We start from the raw sequence: 16387 nt of genomic DNA, 5'->3' as shown, positions 1-16387 counted from the left end.
AGCAAACGGCACAAAAGGAGACGATTTGCGATTGCAAAGCGGCAAAAAATCAGTATCCTTGTCGCCTCTTTCGGTCGGTGTGTAGCGCAGCCTGGTAGCGCACTGTCATGGGGTGTCAGGGGTCGGAGGTTCAAATCCTCTCACACCGACCAATCTCTCTTCTTTCCCCAATTTTACAAACATCCACTACTGGTAGTATTACCGGAGACATGAGCGCGTGAGCGGTCACGTCGAGGTTCACCAAAACGCCGGGAGCGTTTTGGAACATCGGAGCCGTGCGACGATGGCCCGTAGGGCGGAGCACAGGATGTGCGGAGTAAAACTCTCACACCGACCAACTTCTCTCTTTTCCCCAAATCTTAATAAGAATTTCCGCAGGTAGCATTACCTCCGACATGGACGCGAAGCGGCCACGTCGAGGTTCACCAAAACGCCGGGAGCGTTTTGGAACATCGGAGCTTTGCGACGATGGCCCGTAGGGCGGAGCACAGGATGTGCGGAGTACTAATTCGTCTGGAACGAAATTGAACGTTGCGAAGCAACGGGCCGAAGGCCGGAGGGCAGGATGCCCGGAGTAAATCCTCTCACTAAATAAACATCCATAGCGCACTTTTTTCAATGCCATCCATGGCGCATTGACCAGCCAAATCATCCACGATTTGTCGTTCATTGCTATTTGAGCAATTACCTATTGCTCAAATTATTCTGCGAATACCGCTCTTCACCCTCTCACACCGACCAATCTCTCTTCTTTCCCCAATTTTACAAGCATCCACTACTGGTAGTATTACCGGAGACATGAGCGCGTGAGCGGTCATCGTTGAGCGAGAAGTCGGAGTTCACCAAAACGCCGGGAGCGTTTTGGAACATCGGAGCTTTGCGACGATGGCCCGTAGGGCGGAGCACAGGATGTGCGGAGTACTATTTCGTCTGGAACGAAATTGAACGTTGCGAAGCAACGGGCCGAAGGCCGGAGGGCAGGATGCCCGGAGTAAATCCTCGCACTAAAAAAGGATCCATAGCGTACTTTTTTCAATGCCATCCATGGCGCATTGACCAGCCAAATCATCCAAGATTTGTCGTTCATTGCTATTTGAGCGATTACCTATGGCTCAAATTATACTGCGAATACCGCTGCTCACTCTCTCATACTGGCCAGAATGAACAATCTTCAATTAGGTATAGACGACTCTAAACCTTCTACGTATCTCTTCACGAGGTTGTCCTCTCTTACGACCACCTCAACGCTTTTCCCACTTCCTTTTGCTAAGTACTTGCTAGAAGCTGCAACGAGATAGGGAAAAATGTTTCTCAAATCCCAAGGGCGTCCTGTGCTGACAACCTTCGTCTCCCAAACAGGAATAATTTTACTAGATTCTAGGTAAGCTGAAACATCTACAGCATACAGTTCGAGATGCTTGGCATAAGTAACTGTTTTCCGCACATGAGGTATGAAACCAGTAATACCCAGTGAAGTTTGTTGCGATATTGTTGAATTAGAGTAAGTCGTGCTTCCTGTACTTGTCGATTGCGTTATTAATGAATAGTTTCCTGTTGGAGTGGCGCCAAGTATCGGCATGCTGTAAGTGCTATATGATTCTTCTGGTTCGCCTATTCCGTAACCGACGAATATGACAATCTGCGGTATTTCTTCTGGATTGGCGGATGTATAACCATTCAGCTTCATTAATCTATGTATATATTTGGAAAACTCCAAGAATTGCAGATCATGTTCAGATACGCCTTGTTGGCTAGGCACAAGTTGGTAGGTTCTTAGTTTCGAAGCGTTAGTGGCCGCAAAACTACTCACAATTGTCTTAACGCGAGGTGTATGATCTCCGACTTTCACTACACAGCCTTGTATTAGTAAAACAATAACGAGAATGACTAATCGCACGACAACGCTCCCTGTTTGAAAAGTATACGTAAACAATATATCACTAGATAAAAAACCGCTACTCTGTTGATTTTCGTATATTTCACACGCCAAATTGTTAGATTGGTTAGAGTCTACTCGATATTAGGATAGTACTCGGAAGGCTATGCTAGTTTGGAGGGGTAAAAAGCATGACAAGGACAAGTAATGAGTGATGTAAAGCTGTTTAAACTAGGAGGTATTGGTGAACCGATTATTGAATTGATTTCCCAGTTCGCAAAGCTAGAGAAAGAACTCCAAAAAGTCATTGAAAACAATATGGAAGCGACCCTAGGCGTGCGTTTTCTTGCTTCAGAATATGCCATAACAAGCGGTCGGATCGACAGTTTAGGCATAGATGAGAACGGTTGCCCAGTGATCGTCGAATACAAACGTCATTCCAACGAAAATGTTATTAATCAGGGCTTGTTTTACTTAGATTGGCTTCTTGATCATACCGCAGATTTTCAATTGTTGGTGATGAAAATGTTGGGTAACAAAGCCGCAGAAGATATTGAGTGGAGTGGCTCTCGGTTAATCTGTATCGCAAGCGATTTCAACAAATATGACGAGCATGCAATAAAGCAGATCGATAGAAATATCGAGCTAATGAGATACAAGTACTTTGGTGATGATTTGCTGTTGCTCGAATTGATCAACTCACAAACGGTAAGTCAGTTAAAGTCGGCGCAAAAATCAATTACGAAATTTACTGAACCCTCCACAGCAGAACCGCCATCGAAAGCTCAGGTATCTAAGCAATCAGACAAGAGCCATGAGGTTGCTTTAGAAATGGCGAGTGAACGATTAATTGAGCTATATGAACAAGCGTGTGACTTTTGCGCATCTCTGGGTGATGATGCACAGCGTAAAGAACTCAAGTTATATACGGCGTTTAAGCGCATAAAGAATTTTGCTAGTTTTCACGTATTACCGCAGAAAAAAGATGAGCGGTTAGTGATGTATTTAAAGCTAAACCCATCTGAAATGGAATTGGAAAAAGGATTTACACGAGATGTCACTAACAAAGGCCACTGGGGAACAGGTGATCTTGAAGTTGTCATAAGAGACACAGATGACCTAGAAAAAGCGAAACCTCTGATCAAAAAAAGTTTCGACAACAATTAACGGATTAAGTCATGTCGCCAATCAATAAAAAAGCGTTATCAGAAACCGACATCATCACCAAGTTTTTGTTGCCTGCGGTTAAAAAAGCCGGCTGGGATGATATGACCCAGATCCGCCAGGAAGTGAAGCTGCGCGACGGTAAGGTGATTGTGCGCGGTATGGCGGCAGCGCGAAAAACGGTAAAATCAGCTGACATCGTTCTTTACCACAAACCATCGATACCATTGGCAGTCATAGAAGCAAAAGCCAATAAGCATGAAGTGGGTAAAGGTCTTCAGCAAGGCTTAGACTATGCCCGATTACTGGATGTGCCGTTTGTGTTTGCCAGCAACGGCGACGGCTTCATTTTTCATGACAAAACCAATCCAAATCAGCTAGAGTCGGAAATTTCACTCGATGATTTCCCTTCACCAGCCGAGCTTTGGGCAAAGTACTCTGCATATAAAGGCTTTACTGAAACTCAGTTGCCCATCGTGACCCAGGATTATTATGACGATGGTAGCGGTAAATCCCCGCGTTACTATCAACTGCAGGCCATCAATAAAACCGTCGAAGCGGTATCCGCTGGCAATGATCGCATATTGCTGGTCATGGCAACCGGTACGGGTAAAACCTATACAGCATTTCAAATCATCTGGCGTCTTTGGAAAGCCAAAGCAAAGAAGCGCATCTTATTCCTGGCTGACCGTAACGTATTGGTTGACCAAACACGTATAAACGACTTCCAGCCCTTCGGGCAGGCAATGACGAAGATCACAGGCAGAAAGATTGACCCTGCCTATGAAGTCCACCTTGCGTTATATCAGGCGTTGACAGGGCCAGAAGAGCAACAAAAAGCCTATAAACAGGTCGACCCAGACTTCTTTGACCTGATCATCATTGACGAGTGTCACCGCGGAAGTGCCGCTGAAGACAGCGCGTGGCGCGAAATCCTTGAGTACTTCAGTGCAGCAACACAGATTGGCTTAACCGCAACGCCCAAAGAAACGGATGAAGTCAGCAACATCGATTATTTCGGTGCCCCGGTTTATATGTACTCGCTTAAAGAAGGCATAGAGGATGGTTTTCTTGCACCATACAAAGTGGTGCGAGTGGACATCGATGTTGACCTACAGGGCTGGCGCCCAACCAAGGGGCAGGTAGACAAACACGGCAATGAAATCGAGGACCGTGTCTACAACCAAAAAGACTTTGACCGCACTATGGTCATTGATGAGCGCACGCAGTTGGTAGCGCAAACCATTACCAACTACCTTAAGCGCACCGACACAATGGCCAAAACCATTGTGTTTTGTAACGACATCCACCATGCAGAACGTATGCGCCGCGCACTGGTTAACTGTAACTCAGAGCAGGTGGCGAAGAACGACAAGTACGTGATGAAAATCACCGGCGATGATGAAGTGGGTAAGGCTCAACTGGATAACTTCATTAACCCCAAAAAAGCCTATCCTGTGATCGCAACGACCTCAGAACTAATGACTACTGGTGTCGACGCCAAAACTTGTAAGCTGGTGGTGCTGGACCAGAATATTCAGTCCATGACCAAGTTCAAACAAATCATTGGTCGTGGTACCCGCATCGATGACCGCTACGGCAAACTCTGGTTTACCATTTTAGATTTCAAAAAGGCCACCGAACTGTTTGCTGATGAGCGCTTTGACGGCATTCCAGAGAAAATCATCCAAACCAAACCGGATGACATTAATGATCCTGATTCAGGTTTTGACGAAATTATCGTTGACACAGATAACGATAATGAAGACGGGCGAGGACATGATGAACCAGATGGCTTCCCTGATGATTCTGGCCCCATCGATGAAGGCGACTGGACAACGGGCGGTGATGATGAAGGTGGTGAGGTCCGAAAGTACCATGTTAATGGCGTAACAGTGAGTAAAGTGGCCGAGCGTGTCCAGTATTATGATACAGACGGTAAGTTGGTTACTGAGTCATTTAAAGACTACACCCGCAAAACCTTATCTCAGCAATTTGCCTCGTTGGATGACTTTATTCGTAAGTGGAATGCCAGCGAAAGAAAGCAAACCATCATCGATGAACTGGCAGGCGAAGGCATCATCTGGGAAGCACTTGAACAGGAAGTAGGCGAAGGCATCGACCCGTTTGACATGATTTGCCATGTTGCATTTGACCAGCCACCTCTAACGCGTAAAGAACGTGCTAACAACGTTAAAAAGCGCAACTACTTCACCAAGTATTCGGAGCAGGCCCAGCTGGTGTTGGATAAGCTTCTGGACAAATATGCCGACACTGGCGTACTGGAAGTCGAAAAGTTTGACACCATCAAAGTACAACCGTTTACGGACATCGGCTCGGTTAAGGAAATTGTCAAAGGTGGCTTTGGTGGTCGTAAAGAATACGACCAGGCAATCACAGAATTAGAACAGGCCATATACAGCACAACCGATAAAAGTGCGTAGCGCATTCACGGCCTAAACCAAATAAAAATAAGAGAGTTTTTATGTCAGTTAGTACAGTCATTAAATCCATTCAGGACATTATGCGTAAAGACGCAGGAGTTGATGGCGATGCCCAGCGATTAGGCCAAATGTCCTGGCTGCTTTTCCTCAAAATATTTGATGCACAGGAAGAAGAGCTTGAGCTTGAAATAGATGATTATCGTGAGCCCATTCCTGAAAAGTATTTGTGGCGCAACTGGGCCGCCGATGACCAGGGCATTACCGGTGACGAGTTGCTAGAGTTTATCAATGACGATTTGTTTCCCACTCTGAAAAACCTGACAGCGCCAATTGACAAGAACCCACGAGGGTTTGTGGTACGTGAAGCCTTCAGTGATGCCTTTAACTACATGAAAAACGGCACACTGCTGCGTCAGGTCATCAACAAACTAAACGAAGTCGACTTCACCGATTCCAAAGAACGCCACTTATTCGGTGATATTTACGAGCAGATCCTGCGTGATCTGCAAAGCGCAGGAAATGCTGGGGAATTCTACACACCACGGGCCGTGACACGCTTTATGGTGAATCGGGTAGACCCCAAACTTGGGGAACAAGTATTTGACCCAGCTTGCGGCACAGGCGGATTTCTGGCGTGTAGTGTTGATCACATTAAAACCAACTATGTGAAAACTGGTAGTGACCATCAGACGCTGCAAAAACAAATTCACGGTGTTGAAAAGAAGCAGTTACCGCACTTACTGGCAACCACCAATATGATGCTGCACGGCATTGAAGTACCGGTGCAAATCAAGCACGACAATACATTAAACAGACCCTTATCGAGCTGGGAAGCTGATTTTGATGTCATTGTCACCAACCCGCCGTTTGGCGGCACTGAAGAAGACGGTATTGAGAAAAACTTCCCGTCTGAGATGCAAACCCGTGAAACAGCCGACTTGTTCTTGCAGTTGATTATCGAAGTATTAAAGGATGGTGGTCGTGCGGCGGTTGTATTGCCTGATGGCACTTTGTTCGGTGAGGGCGTTAAAACCAAGATCAAAAAGCTACTGACGGAAGAATGTAACCTTCACACGATTGTGCGTTTACCTAATGGCGTGTTTAACCCGTATACCAGCATTAAAACCAACCTGCTGTTCTTTACTAAAGGACAACCTACCAAAGACATTTGGTTTTATGAGCATCCGTACCCTGAAGGCGTGAAAAACTATTCCAAAACCAAGCCAATGAAGTTTGAAGAATTTCAGGCTGAAATGGATTGGTGGGGCAATGAAGAAGACGGATTTGCCAGCCGTGTTGAAAACGAGCAAGCTTGGAAAGTTCCCATCAGTGAAGTCATCGAGCGTAACTTCAATTTGGATATCAAGAACCCACACGTGGGCGAACAGATAAGCCACGACCCCGATGAATTATTGCAACAATATCAAAGTCAACAAGGTGAAATTCAAGAGTTGCGCAGTCAACTTAAAGGTATTCTTGCAGCGGCACTATCGTCAAACGGCGAGGGCGACTGCTAATGTCAGTTGAAAGCGTTATTACTGAAAACCTGGATATTTGGACGACGGCGATAAAACGAAAGTCAGCATCGGGTAGGGGGACTTCCAATAAGCTTGAGTTATATGGGATTAAGAAACTTAGAGAGTTGATTCTTGAATTGGCAGTTCGAGGGAAGTTGGTTCCTCAATATACAACAGAAGAACCCGTTCAAATATTGCTTGAGCAGATAGAAGAAGAAAAAATACGGCTAATAAAAGAGAAAAAGCTGAAAAAAGCTAAGAAGCTAGAATCAATATCAATAGACGATTTTCCTTTTGATATTCCCAAAACATGGAAATTTGAGCGACTTGGAAATGTCGTTGACATTGTAAGAGGTATTACTTTTCCTGCCAGCGCTAAGGAAAGTGACTCAAACGAGGATAACATTGCATGTCTAAGGACTGCTAATGTTCAGGACGTTATTGATTGGGATGACCTGATATATGTTAATAAATCATTTGTAAAGAGAGATGACCAATATCTCTTAAAAAATGACATTGTAATGTCTATGGCTAATAGTAGGGAGTTAGTGGGCAAAGTAGCTTTCGCAGACTTTATTCCTATTAATTCGAGCTTTGGCGGTTTCTTGAGTGTACTCAGGCCAAGAAAACTATTACCTGATTATGTGATGCTATTCTTAAGGACTCCATATGCTAGAGAAACCTTAATTGGAAGTGCAAGTCAAACTACTAATATTGCGAACATATCACTAGAAAAATTAAACCCTTTGACTTTTCCTGTTCCACCGCGTGAAGAGCAAGTTCGAATAGCGACGAAGGTCAAAGAGTTGATGGGAATTTGCGATCAACTCGAATCACAAACCGAAGCGAGTTTCGAAGCGCACAAAACACTTGTGGAAACACTACTGTCGACACTTACCAATGCCAAAGACGCTGATGAATTAAATGAAAGCTGGGAGCGGATCAGCGAACACTTCGACACACTATTCACAACCGAAGACAGCATCGACCAGTTAAAACAAACCGTCCTGCAACTTGCAGTGATGGGAAAACTGGTGAAACAAGACCCTAACGACGAACCCGCTTCAAAACTGCTAGAACGAATAGCAGCTGAGAAAGAGCAATTAATAAAAGATAAGAAAATTAAGAGGCAGAAAGCGCTAACTCCAATCGCTAAATCTGAACTCCCATATGAGCTTCCAAATGGTTGGATCTGGTGCAGAGTTGGAGACGTCCTTGAAACAATTAGTGATTATCACGCCAACGGTGGTTACAAAATATTAAAAGAGAATGTTCAGCTTTTAGATCAAAAAGATTTTGCAATAATGCTAAGAACGACAAATTTTAGTAAGAAAAACTATTCGGAGTATAAGTACATTTCTGAAAAGGCGTATCACTTCCTTGAGAAGTCGAAGCTTTACCCTAATGACATAATTATGAACAAAATTGGTGATCCTGGTTCTACATTTTATGTGGACGATAGAGGCCAACCAATGTCTTTGGCTATGAATCTGTTTCTACTTAGGGTTTCACTTGCAAATAGTAAATACATATTTAAATACTTGAATGGCAATTACGATTATGTCAAAAGCTTTGCGAATGGTACATCGACGCAAACTATCACTAAGGATGCTGTGAATAACCTGCTTTGTCCTTTGCCTCCTCTGTTTGAACAGCAAAGGATAGTAGCCAAAATAGATGAATTGTTTGAAATTTGTGAATCACTTAATGCGCAAATTGATAAAGCTAAATTACTTCAAAATTGGTTAGCACAAACGATTTCATCCTCACTAGTCAATTAAGACAAATACAAACAAGGAAGCTATATGGAACTGCTTCAAGTTTTATTTAGCCTGAATAAAACAGCTGAACACGTGCCATTACCTGGGCAAGTCATAATTTCACCTGCGGAAACGTCGTGGAACGACTTCGGGTATAAAATCAGGTGTGAATTCAAGGTTTGTATATCTGAAAAACATAAGCCAATGGAAGGCTCGATGTTAATTGGTTTTATGGCTCCTGATAAAATGGAAGAGAAAGAGGAACTTCTATTTTATGAACAAAAAGAAACGTTATCAGAACACCTGAAAAAGTCTAACAATGAGGTCGTCGACCAAGAAGGTCTTCCTCCTTTTTTTACATTGTTACCTGACATGCAAAGCTACAGAGACCTTTACGGCGAGTTTGGGCGTGATGGAAGCGAGCTATTTTTACGCTCAGTAAATGATCTTTCTCAATATAAAGATACAGATGCAAAGTGGGTAAAAAAAGCCATTGATACTGAAGTGTTTAAACTTGGTTTTATGCGAAATTCTGAACCATATTTCGCCTTTCATAACGCAGGTAGTATTTTAGCTGGAGAGGAACTGCAAACTGAGGTTGGTATTTCAAGCTCGCTCGACCTGAAGTTTCAGCTTGAAGGTTTCAATGAACCTCATCAATTGGCACTTCGATACAATCACGACAGTATTGTGCCCAAAAGAATCTGTGTAGTGATTGGTAAGAATGGCGTTGGGAAAAGTGAATCATTAAAAGCATTTTGCAGAGGTGCACTGCAACGCAAGGACAAGGGATTGTCTCTTGTAGATAGCGAGGGACGTCGGCCCAAAATAAATCGCATTATTGCTATTGCAACACCAGGAGAAACGTCCAACACCTTCCCGCCAGAGAATAAAGCAACACAAAAACTGTTCTATCGGCGATTAGTGCTTACGCGAAAAGGCACCCACAACGTAGGGGATTGCTTGGTACAGCTAGCCAGAAGTTCCGATGAAATCGGTGGGAATTCTCGTGTAGAGCTGTTTTTAAAAGCGCTGGCCGAAACAGGATTAGATCCGAAAGAAGTATGCGTACAGTTAAAATCTGACAGATTTCTTTCATTAGAGCGTTTTCTGCATGGAGGCGGAGAACAGGATACTCTCAATTGGTGGGCTAATGTTGATTCTGCACGTGATCCGAAAGTTAAGAAGGGAGAAAGCTTCTATCCGTTGAGCAGCGGGCAATTAACTTTTGTAAAGTTCGCGTTGTTGTCGTGCCTGTATATAGAAAATGGCACGTTTGTCATGATGGATGAGCCTGAAACACATATGCACCCAAACATGATTGTGGATTTTATCGGACTACTTGACTTCCTGCTTGAAAAAACTGGATCTCAAGCCCTTATCGCAACACATTCCGCATATTTTGTACGTGAAGTGCCAAATGAACAGGTTGTAGTTTTGTCGATGTTAGAAGATAGAGTTGTCGCCGACAGACCAAGACTTCCAACATTCGGTGCAACCGTAGATTCTATTTCTCAGTTTGTTTTTCAAGAAGATACTGAAATACGGCTATCAGAAAAACTCTACGATAAAGTAAAAGGCAAAAAATTCGCTGAGGTAGAGCAACAGTTTGGTAATGAGATATCACTATCAGCCTTGATGCGATTAAAACGTATGATGGAGGCTTAGTTTTGAAAAAGCTTCCTCTACCAACAACAGACGATAGTCAAAAAACTACAGAAAATTCCAACAACGACCTCTTAGGTGAAACTAGTTACCCTTATCTAAAAAACGAGTTGCAAAATATTCTCAATGGATATCTGAATTATCACACAAATAGTGGCAATGCGTTCAACGTTGCGCCAGTCAACATATCCGACGTTCTGGCGGATGGTTTAAAGAAGAACTACAAGTCGCCACCGAAAGACTTAAAGTTTATAGAAGATCTAAGAAAATCATCACCTATTGTTTGTCCAATGTGCGGCTCTTTGGGCACTGGAACACTAGATCATTTATTTCCAAAAGAGGATTACCCAGAATTTGCTGTTTATTCAAAAAATTTAGTGCCCGCTTGCGATTGCAATGTAAAAAGACGCACTAACTTTAAGGATGGGAACAAGAGAGTATTACATCCGTATTATGACAATGTTTTGAATCAAAGGCTTATATCTTGTGAAATATCTCAAGATCCAACATTTCCAATGGCAAAAATTAAAATTAAGTTTGTAGTGCCTAATCACCCTGAAATTGAAAGTATCAAGTTTCATGCAGAAAAAGTCATATTACCTTCAGGGTTAATTGGTTGGTTAGAGGGGCAATGGGATTCGCTCGTTAAAGATCCAAGTTTGAGCATTCACACTTTACCAGATGAACATTTAGCTTCTTTAGCAGACTTTGAACGCTGCTTAGACAGCGCACTATCTAAATATGATAGAAAATTTGAAACTCCAAATAATTGGTACTCAATATTTTTTCATGGGTTGGTGAACTCTCACGGTGTTGCGCAATTCTTGTATGCTAAGCATAATTTAATTTATCCATAGGTATGGATTGTGGGTTTGGCGATTGATGAATTTTCATAATCAAACAGTTAAGGTCGCTGTAGCATTTTGGGAGCGCTTTAAGTGGTTCTATAGGTTAGGCATTTCATTACTAATCTTAGTAACGGGCTATTTGTCTGCGCAAATATATGTTTGGGAGCCAGTTCAACAATTAATAAAGGCAAAAGACAGTGTAGAAGGCTTAGATAGTATTTTGAGGTTAGACAGCCTAATTGCTCAGAAGCTTACTAGTCTATTAGCTATATTCTTTTTTGTGACCGCTTCTGCGATGTATTATTTTTGGCGCAATCAAGAACATATTGAAACAATCAATACTGCCATTCGTAAAGTCCGATTTGTCTTAAAGCTGCCTTCAAGTTTTCTTTTGGGATGCTGGCTGTTTGTTACAGGTTTCTCACTATATGCATATCTTCATGTGGGCCAAGTTGGATTAGCTATCTTTTTGGTCGGGAGTACTCTTTTTGCCATGCCCGCATTGATGTTCATGTGGTGGTTGAAGAATGATTTTTTCAAGCCAATTGAACACAGGTGGCAGGAAGTTTTGTACCCATGGGTTATAGGTGTTTTCTTGCTATCGGCAGTCGCGTGTATTCTGTATAGTCCTATAAGTCTCTTTTTCAGTATTTGGGATTGGATAGAATTCATACAACTACACTGGCCAAGTAGTCAATAACCTTGGCCTTTCAAGAGGTAGTAATACTTTTATAGTCTACACCTTTATACAGTAGTTGATACTGTGACTATAAGCTCTAGGTTACTGATTTTCCTAATTTTCCAGTTTAAACGGAGATTCAACTTTTTCATTGCTTTATGATTATAAAATCATAGTGTAACTATATGAAAAATATACAAAATGCTTTTTTATTGCTAGTCATGGGGTGTCAGGGGGCGGAGGTTCAAATCCTCTCACACCGACCAACTTCTCTCTTTTCCCCAAATCTCAATAAGCATTCCGTGGGTAGCATTACCTTGGACATTGTCGCATAGCGACAGCTACGAATTTGCTCTGTGTCATCAGCTCAGCACAACGTCAAATACGACACCCATGGCCGCCATGTAGATGAAATATACGCCCATGGTCTTGATGATGGTTTTCCACCATGGCTCTCGGAACATAACCTTGAATGCTTTTAGTAAATACCAGGCAAAGTAGGTGGCGGGAATGGCCTGAATGAAAACAAACATTTCACTCTTAGACTCCATCGCCTCCAACGGACCAATGATCATTAGCACTGCGTATGCAACGCTGTGTATGTGCATCGAAAACACCAAATTAGCCAGGTAAAAACTCTTCCAAAAAAAACAGTTAATCAACAACGCATAGAGGGGGAACAGCACCAGCATCGCACGCGAATACACGTCGACCGCTGAGTTGGCAGCGTAGATGTTTTGGAAGCTGGCAAAAATCAGAAAGAACAGAAGGCTGGCGACCAGGTAGAGGCGTAGCGCTGGCGTGTACCTTACTCGTTTGCCCTGGCTGATCTCATATGCCGCCAGGCCTGGTTTGAGGAACAACGTCCTGAGTGTAAAAGCGAACCTTCCATCGATATCCAGGAATTCATGAATTGATTGTCTGACGAACCCTGAGAAGGACCGTTCTGTGGGGGTTGTACTTTGTCCACACCCAGCACAGAATTTTGCACCATGGGGGAGTATTGTGTCGCAGTTTAAACAGTGGGTATTGTCAGGCAAAGGTGGTATGTCGGTAGCGCTTCATGTGCCCGGAAGGTTAGCAAGTGGTTCTGAGAATGTCATCCGTTCAACGTTAACCTTTTTGTTGCCTGCTGTGTACGAATTGCCAAGAGAAACGGGAGAATAGCCGGTCATAAATACGCGGGCGTTCTGACTCAGGTGGGCTGCCGCGCAAAACTTTTCGGCCCTATTGCAAATCCTTTTCTGATAATCGGTCTATAGTGTGGTTAAAGCCTGTGTCAGTCAGGCCCGACAATTCAGTAGGGAAATTAGAAAAGTGAATAAAAATCGTGCACTCGCGCTGTTGACCATCGTGTTCTCTTTTACCCTCCACGCCCACAACCTCAAGATTGGCTACACCAACGCGGAATACATTCTCTCGCGTTTGCCTGAAGCCAGGGTGATAGAATCTCAACTCAAGGAATATGAAGGGCAGCTGCAGAGGCAGCTCCAGTACAAATACGAAGCGTTTCAAGCCAAGGCCGCAGATTTTAAAAATAATGCCGCATCCATGAATGAGGCTGCAAGGGCTGACAAAGAGCGTGAGTTGCAAAGTCTTCAGGAGAATATTCAGACATTTAAAGTTGAAGCCGAGGCCGCACTATTGAAAAAGCGTAATCAGCTCCTTGCACCTGCCGTAGAAAAAGTTGGAGAGGCGATTCGGGATGTTGCCGAAGCGCACGGATTCCAATTTGTGTTCAGCTCTGGGGCGGCAGGGTTGGATGTCCTGCTTTTTGCGGAAGAGCGATCGAATATCACTGACCTCGTAATGGCAAAGCTGGGTATTGATCCGCCAGAAGAGTAGTTTTTACCGGTATGCCCCGTGAAAATTGAACCAAAACCGCCGTGTTCAACTATAGCTAATAACCCTGATCTTTTTGTTTACCGCCATAGCCGATGAAAAAGCGTTTGAGTATTGTGTGTGTTTGTTTGCTGTCAATGATGTCGCAGGCGTTTGCCGAGCAACAAACGGTGACACTGGGCGCATCACTGTTTCCTCCAAGTGCTTACATCAATAAGAGCACCGGGCAGTGCGTGGGCGAGAACATCGACGTTGCGCGCAAGGTACTCTCCGATTACAACATCAAGCTTGAAGTGGTGTGTGCGTTACCGATACGAATGTACCGTCTGGTAGAACATGCCGAGGTCGATTTTACCGTCAATGTTAAACACACCAGAGCACTCAAGCCACATGTAGCATTTGTTGAGCCGCCGCTCAAGCAACTGGTGATCAACCTCTATCGTCACGGTAATGTCAAAGAGGTCACCACCATTGCCGCAATCCGGGGATTTGATTACGACGGCACGCGGAACCAACTGATAGAGCAAAACTACCGATTTATCGATTTGCCCACCGCCGAGGCTGCCCTTCAGTTGTTCATGAAAGGGCGCAGCGATGCGCTGATTTCCTACCAGTCGAATGTGCTGCACATTAAACAACAAAACGGCATCGTGTTTCCTGCGGAGATAACCGCCAGCAAGTTGCATGACGTCAATGCGTATTTTGCGATTGCCAAAGGCTCGAAGCATTTTGATTTGTTGATGCACGCGTTTAATGATTACGCCGAGCAGCACCAGCTAGCCTATTTTGTACAAGCCCTGACTGAGTCCCGTTGCGAAATGGCTTCCTGCCGCGATGACTAGCTCCCTGTATTGACGGGCACTAGCGCTCGTGTCCCTGACGTAAAACCTTGTGGCTGTTGTATTTTTCTTCAATGCTGATTAGGCTCAATAAGTCTGGATAATCATCAGACAGTGATTTTCACTAACATTGCGGCTACGCATACTTATGATCGTGACTTTTGAGCAATACCGGCTCGACACCGACAATTACCAGCTGTGTAAAAACGGCATTCCAATCAAGGTTGAGCGGCAGGTGTTTGCGGTGTTGCATACCCTGATCGAGAACCGTCACAAAGTGGTGACCAAACAGGATCTTGTTGACGGTGTTTGGAACGGCAGGGTGATGTCGGATGCGGCTATTTCCAGTCGCATCAAAAGTGCCCGTCAGGCGGTGGGCGATGATGGAAAACGTCAGCGGTTGATCAAAACGGTACATGGCATTGGCTTCAGGTTCGTCGGCCACATCGATGCACAACCGACCAGCACGCAAATTGCTGCCCCCAATATGGATAGCGCCGTGAAGCTGGGCAGTGATGATCAACGCCCGTCAATCATTGTGCTGCCGTTTGCGTTGTCCGCCAACAGTGAACCATCAATTTTGCCCCAAGGTCTGGCCCATGATCTGATCACCGGTTTGTCGCGGCTGCGCTGGTTAAAAGTGATCTCCCGTTCCAGTGCATTTCTGGTTGCCCAGGGCCACACAAGCCTCAATGATCTGTGCAAGTTGACCGATGTACGCTATTGCCTGTCCGGTTTTATCACCCTGACCGCAACCACGATGACACTGCATTATGAGTTGACTGATACCCAGACAGGGGCAGTACTGTATGCCGATGGCACCACGGTCGGGCGGGACGATATCAACCAGTCCCGTAACGAGCTGACCAAAACCCTCATCGGTGTCCTTGAGCTGCAAATCTCAGACAATGAGGCCCATCTGGCTCAGCTCAAAGCGGTTGAAAACCTGGATGCCTGGGAGGCCTACCACCTGGCAACCATGCACTTATATCGTTTCACGCCACTCGACAATCAAAAAGCCACCGCGTTGTTTAAACGGGCGGTACAACTGGAACCCCGATTTGCCAGGGCCCATGCCGGGCTGTCAGCCGCCGAGTTTCAGAACGCCTTTAACCAGTACGCTGGGGTCGACCGGCAGGCGTCGATGAACGCGTCCATTGACAGTGCCCAGAAGAGTATTGAATTGGATCGGTTGGATCCCTTGGCCAATTTTGTCATGGGGCGCACCTATTGGCTGAAGGGGGAGACCGACAACAGCATTGCCTGGCTGGAGCGGGCGACGACCCTGAACCCCAATTACGCCCACGGATACTATGCCTGTGGTTTGGCAACCCTAATGACTCGCAGCGAACAACGCTCCTATGATCATTCAGCCCAGGCCGTGTCGCTAAGTCCCATCGATCCGTTTTTGTACGGGTTTTACGGTATACGCGCGTTTTCCTATTTGGCCGACGAGGATATTGAAAATGCCTGTTTCTGGGCCGAAAAAGCCGCTTTGCAACCGGAAGCCATTGCGGTGATGGACTTGTTGGCTGCCGCACTGTTTGAAATGAACAAGGACATGGCGTCTGCAACCAAGTGGGTTGCACGGGCCCGGCAACGTCATCCGCACATCGACAGTGGCTATTTTTTTAAGGCACTGCCCTTTGGCGCTGGCAAAATCCGCACCTTGTTGCAATCTTCTTTTTCACGGCTGAGCCTGTAACCCGTTTTTCCCCAAATTTCTACATAATTCCCCAGACTTTCTGCAAGA

Annotated in this window: 12 protein-coding genes and 1 tRNA gene; 11 read left to right on the top strand and 2 right to left on the bottom strand. The window is 44.8% G+C overall.

Features of this window, described 5'->3' with window-relative positions:
* The first annotated feature begins 75 nt into the window (after window positions 1-75).
* Window positions 76-152 (top strand) — tRNA-Pro (locus tag LJ739_RS07960).
* 1019 nt (window positions 153-1171) lie between these two features.
* Here LJ739_RS07960 and LJ739_RS07955 read toward each other — a convergent pair.
* The gene (locus tag LJ739_RS07955; protein WP_229158927.1) at window positions 1172-1897 is read right to left on the bottom strand and encodes a DUF4136 domain-containing protein; all 726 of its coding nucleotides are present in this window, start codon (window positions 1895-1897) and stop codon (window positions 1172-1174) included.
* A gap of 186 nt (window positions 1898-2083) precedes the next feature.
* Here LJ739_RS07955 and LJ739_RS07950 point away from each other — a divergent pair, with 186 nt between their 5' ends.
* The 7 genes from LJ739_RS07950 to LJ739_RS07920 are packed head-to-tail and all read left to right on the top strand — an operon-like array spanning window position 2084 to window position 11974.
* On the top strand, window positions 2084-3043 hold the full coding sequence (locus LJ739_RS07950; RefSeq protein ID WP_229158925.1) for an endonuclease NucS domain-containing protein: 960 nt from the start codon (window positions 2084-2086) through the stop codon (window positions 3041-3043).
* An 11-nt stretch (window positions 3044-3054) separates the two neighbouring features.
* Window positions 3055-5484, top strand: coding sequence for an EcoAI/FtnUII family type I restriction enzme subunit R (hsdR, locus tag LJ739_RS07945; RefSeq protein WP_229158922.1), 2430 nt, complete (start codon window positions 3055-3057; stop codon window positions 5482-5484).
* A 41-nt stretch (window positions 5485-5525) separates the two neighbouring features.
* Window positions 5526-7001 (top strand): N-6 DNA methylase, encoded by a 1476-nt coding sequence (locus LJ739_RS07940; protein WP_229158920.1) that lies wholly within the window; start codon window positions 5526-5528, stop codon window positions 6999-7001.
* A complete protein-coding gene (locus LJ739_RS07935; RefSeq protein ID WP_229158918.1) occupies window positions 7001-8782 on the top strand; it encodes a restriction endonuclease subunit S in 1782 nt (593 codons plus the stop codon). Before LJ739_RS07940 ends, LJ739_RS07935 begins: the two co-directional genes overlap by 1 nt.
* 24 nt (window positions 8783-8806) lie before the next feature.
* A complete protein-coding gene (locus LJ739_RS07930; RefSeq protein WP_229158916.1) occupies window positions 8807-10429 on the top strand; it encodes an AAA family ATPase in 1623 nt (540 codons plus the stop codon).
* A gap of 2 nt (window positions 10430-10431) precedes the next feature.
* Entirely contained in the window at window positions 10432-11283 is an 852-nt protein-coding gene (locus LJ739_RS07925; RefSeq protein WP_229158914.1) for a hypothetical protein, read from the top strand.
* Window positions 11284-11308: 25 nt separating this feature from the next.
* Window positions 11309-11974 (top strand): hypothetical protein, encoded by a 666-nt coding sequence (locus LJ739_RS07920; RefSeq protein WP_229158911.1) that lies wholly within the window; start codon window positions 11309-11311, stop codon window positions 11972-11974.
* 341 nt (window positions 11975-12315) lie between these two features.
* Here LJ739_RS07920 and LJ739_RS07915 read toward each other — a convergent pair whose 3' ends face one another.
* A complete protein-coding gene (locus tag LJ739_RS07915; protein ID WP_267494176.1) occupies window positions 12316-12993 on the bottom strand; it encodes a DUF3667 domain-containing protein in 678 nt (225 codons plus the stop codon).
* Between the two features lie 277 nt (window positions 12994-13270).
* Here LJ739_RS07915 and LJ739_RS07910 point away from each other — a divergent pair, with 277 nt between their 5' ends.
* The 3 genes from LJ739_RS07910 to LJ739_RS07900 all read left to right on the top strand — a co-directional run bounded on the left by LJ739_RS07910 (window position 13271) and on the right by LJ739_RS07900 (window position 16339).
* Window positions 13271-13798: an OmpH family outer membrane protein gene (locus LJ739_RS07910; RefSeq protein WP_229158907.1), complete on the top strand. Its 528-nt coding sequence runs from the start codon at window positions 13271-13273 to the stop codon at window positions 13796-13798.
* 92 nt (window positions 13799-13890) lie between these two features.
* Window positions 13891-14637 (top strand): substrate-binding periplasmic protein, encoded by a 747-nt coding sequence (locus LJ739_RS07905; RefSeq protein ID WP_229158905.1) that lies wholly within the window; start codon window positions 13891-13893, stop codon window positions 14635-14637.
* 145 nt (window positions 14638-14782) lie between these two features.
* Window positions 14783-16339: a winged helix-turn-helix domain-containing tetratricopeptide repeat protein gene (locus LJ739_RS07900; RefSeq protein ID WP_229158903.1), complete on the top strand. Its 1557-nt coding sequence runs from the start codon at window positions 14783-14785 to the stop codon at window positions 16337-16339.
* Window positions 16340-16387 lie beyond the last annotated feature (48 nt).

The sequence above is a fragment of the Fluctibacter halophilus genome, assembly GCF_020687825.1.
Taxonomy (GTDB): Bacteria; Pseudomonadota; Gammaproteobacteria; order Enterobacterales; family Alteromonadaceae; genus Fluctibacter; species Fluctibacter halophilus.
Note: the sequence above shows the minus strand (reverse complement) of the source record. Positions and strands in the feature narration are given on the sequence as shown.

What these genes read in the sequence shown, in the direction of transcription:
- LJ739_RS07950 (WP_229158925.1), top strand. Translation starts at nt 2,084, where the DNA reads ATGAGTGATGTAAAGCTGTTTAAACTAGGAGGTATTGGTGAACCGATT.
- hsdR (WP_229158922.1), top strand. Translation starts at nt 3,055, where the DNA reads ATGTCGCCAATCAATAAAAAAGCGTTATCAGAAACCGACATCATCACC.
- LJ739_RS07940 (WP_229158920.1), top strand. Translation starts at nt 5,526, where the DNA reads ATGTCAGTTAGTACAGTCATTAAATCCATTCAGGACATTATGCGTAAA.
- LJ739_RS07935 (WP_229158918.1), top strand. Translation starts at nt 7,001, where the DNA reads ATGTCAGTTGAAAGCGTTATTACTGAAAACCTGGATATTTGGACGACG.
- LJ739_RS07930 (WP_229158916.1), top strand. Translation starts at nt 8,807, where the DNA reads ATGGAACTGCTTCAAGTTTTATTTAGCCTGAATAAAACAGCTGAACAC.
- LJ739_RS07920 (WP_229158911.1), top strand. Translation starts at nt 11,309, where the DNA reads ATGAATTTTCATAATCAAACAGTTAAGGTCGCTGTAGCATTTTGGGAG.
- LJ739_RS07905 (WP_229158905.1), top strand. Translation starts at nt 13,891, where the DNA reads ATGAAAAAGCGTTTGAGTATTGTGTGTGTTTGTTTGCTGTCAATGATG.
- LJ739_RS07900 (WP_229158903.1), top strand. Translation starts at nt 14,783, where the DNA reads ATGATCGTGACTTTTGAGCAATACCGGCTCGACACCGACAATTACCAG.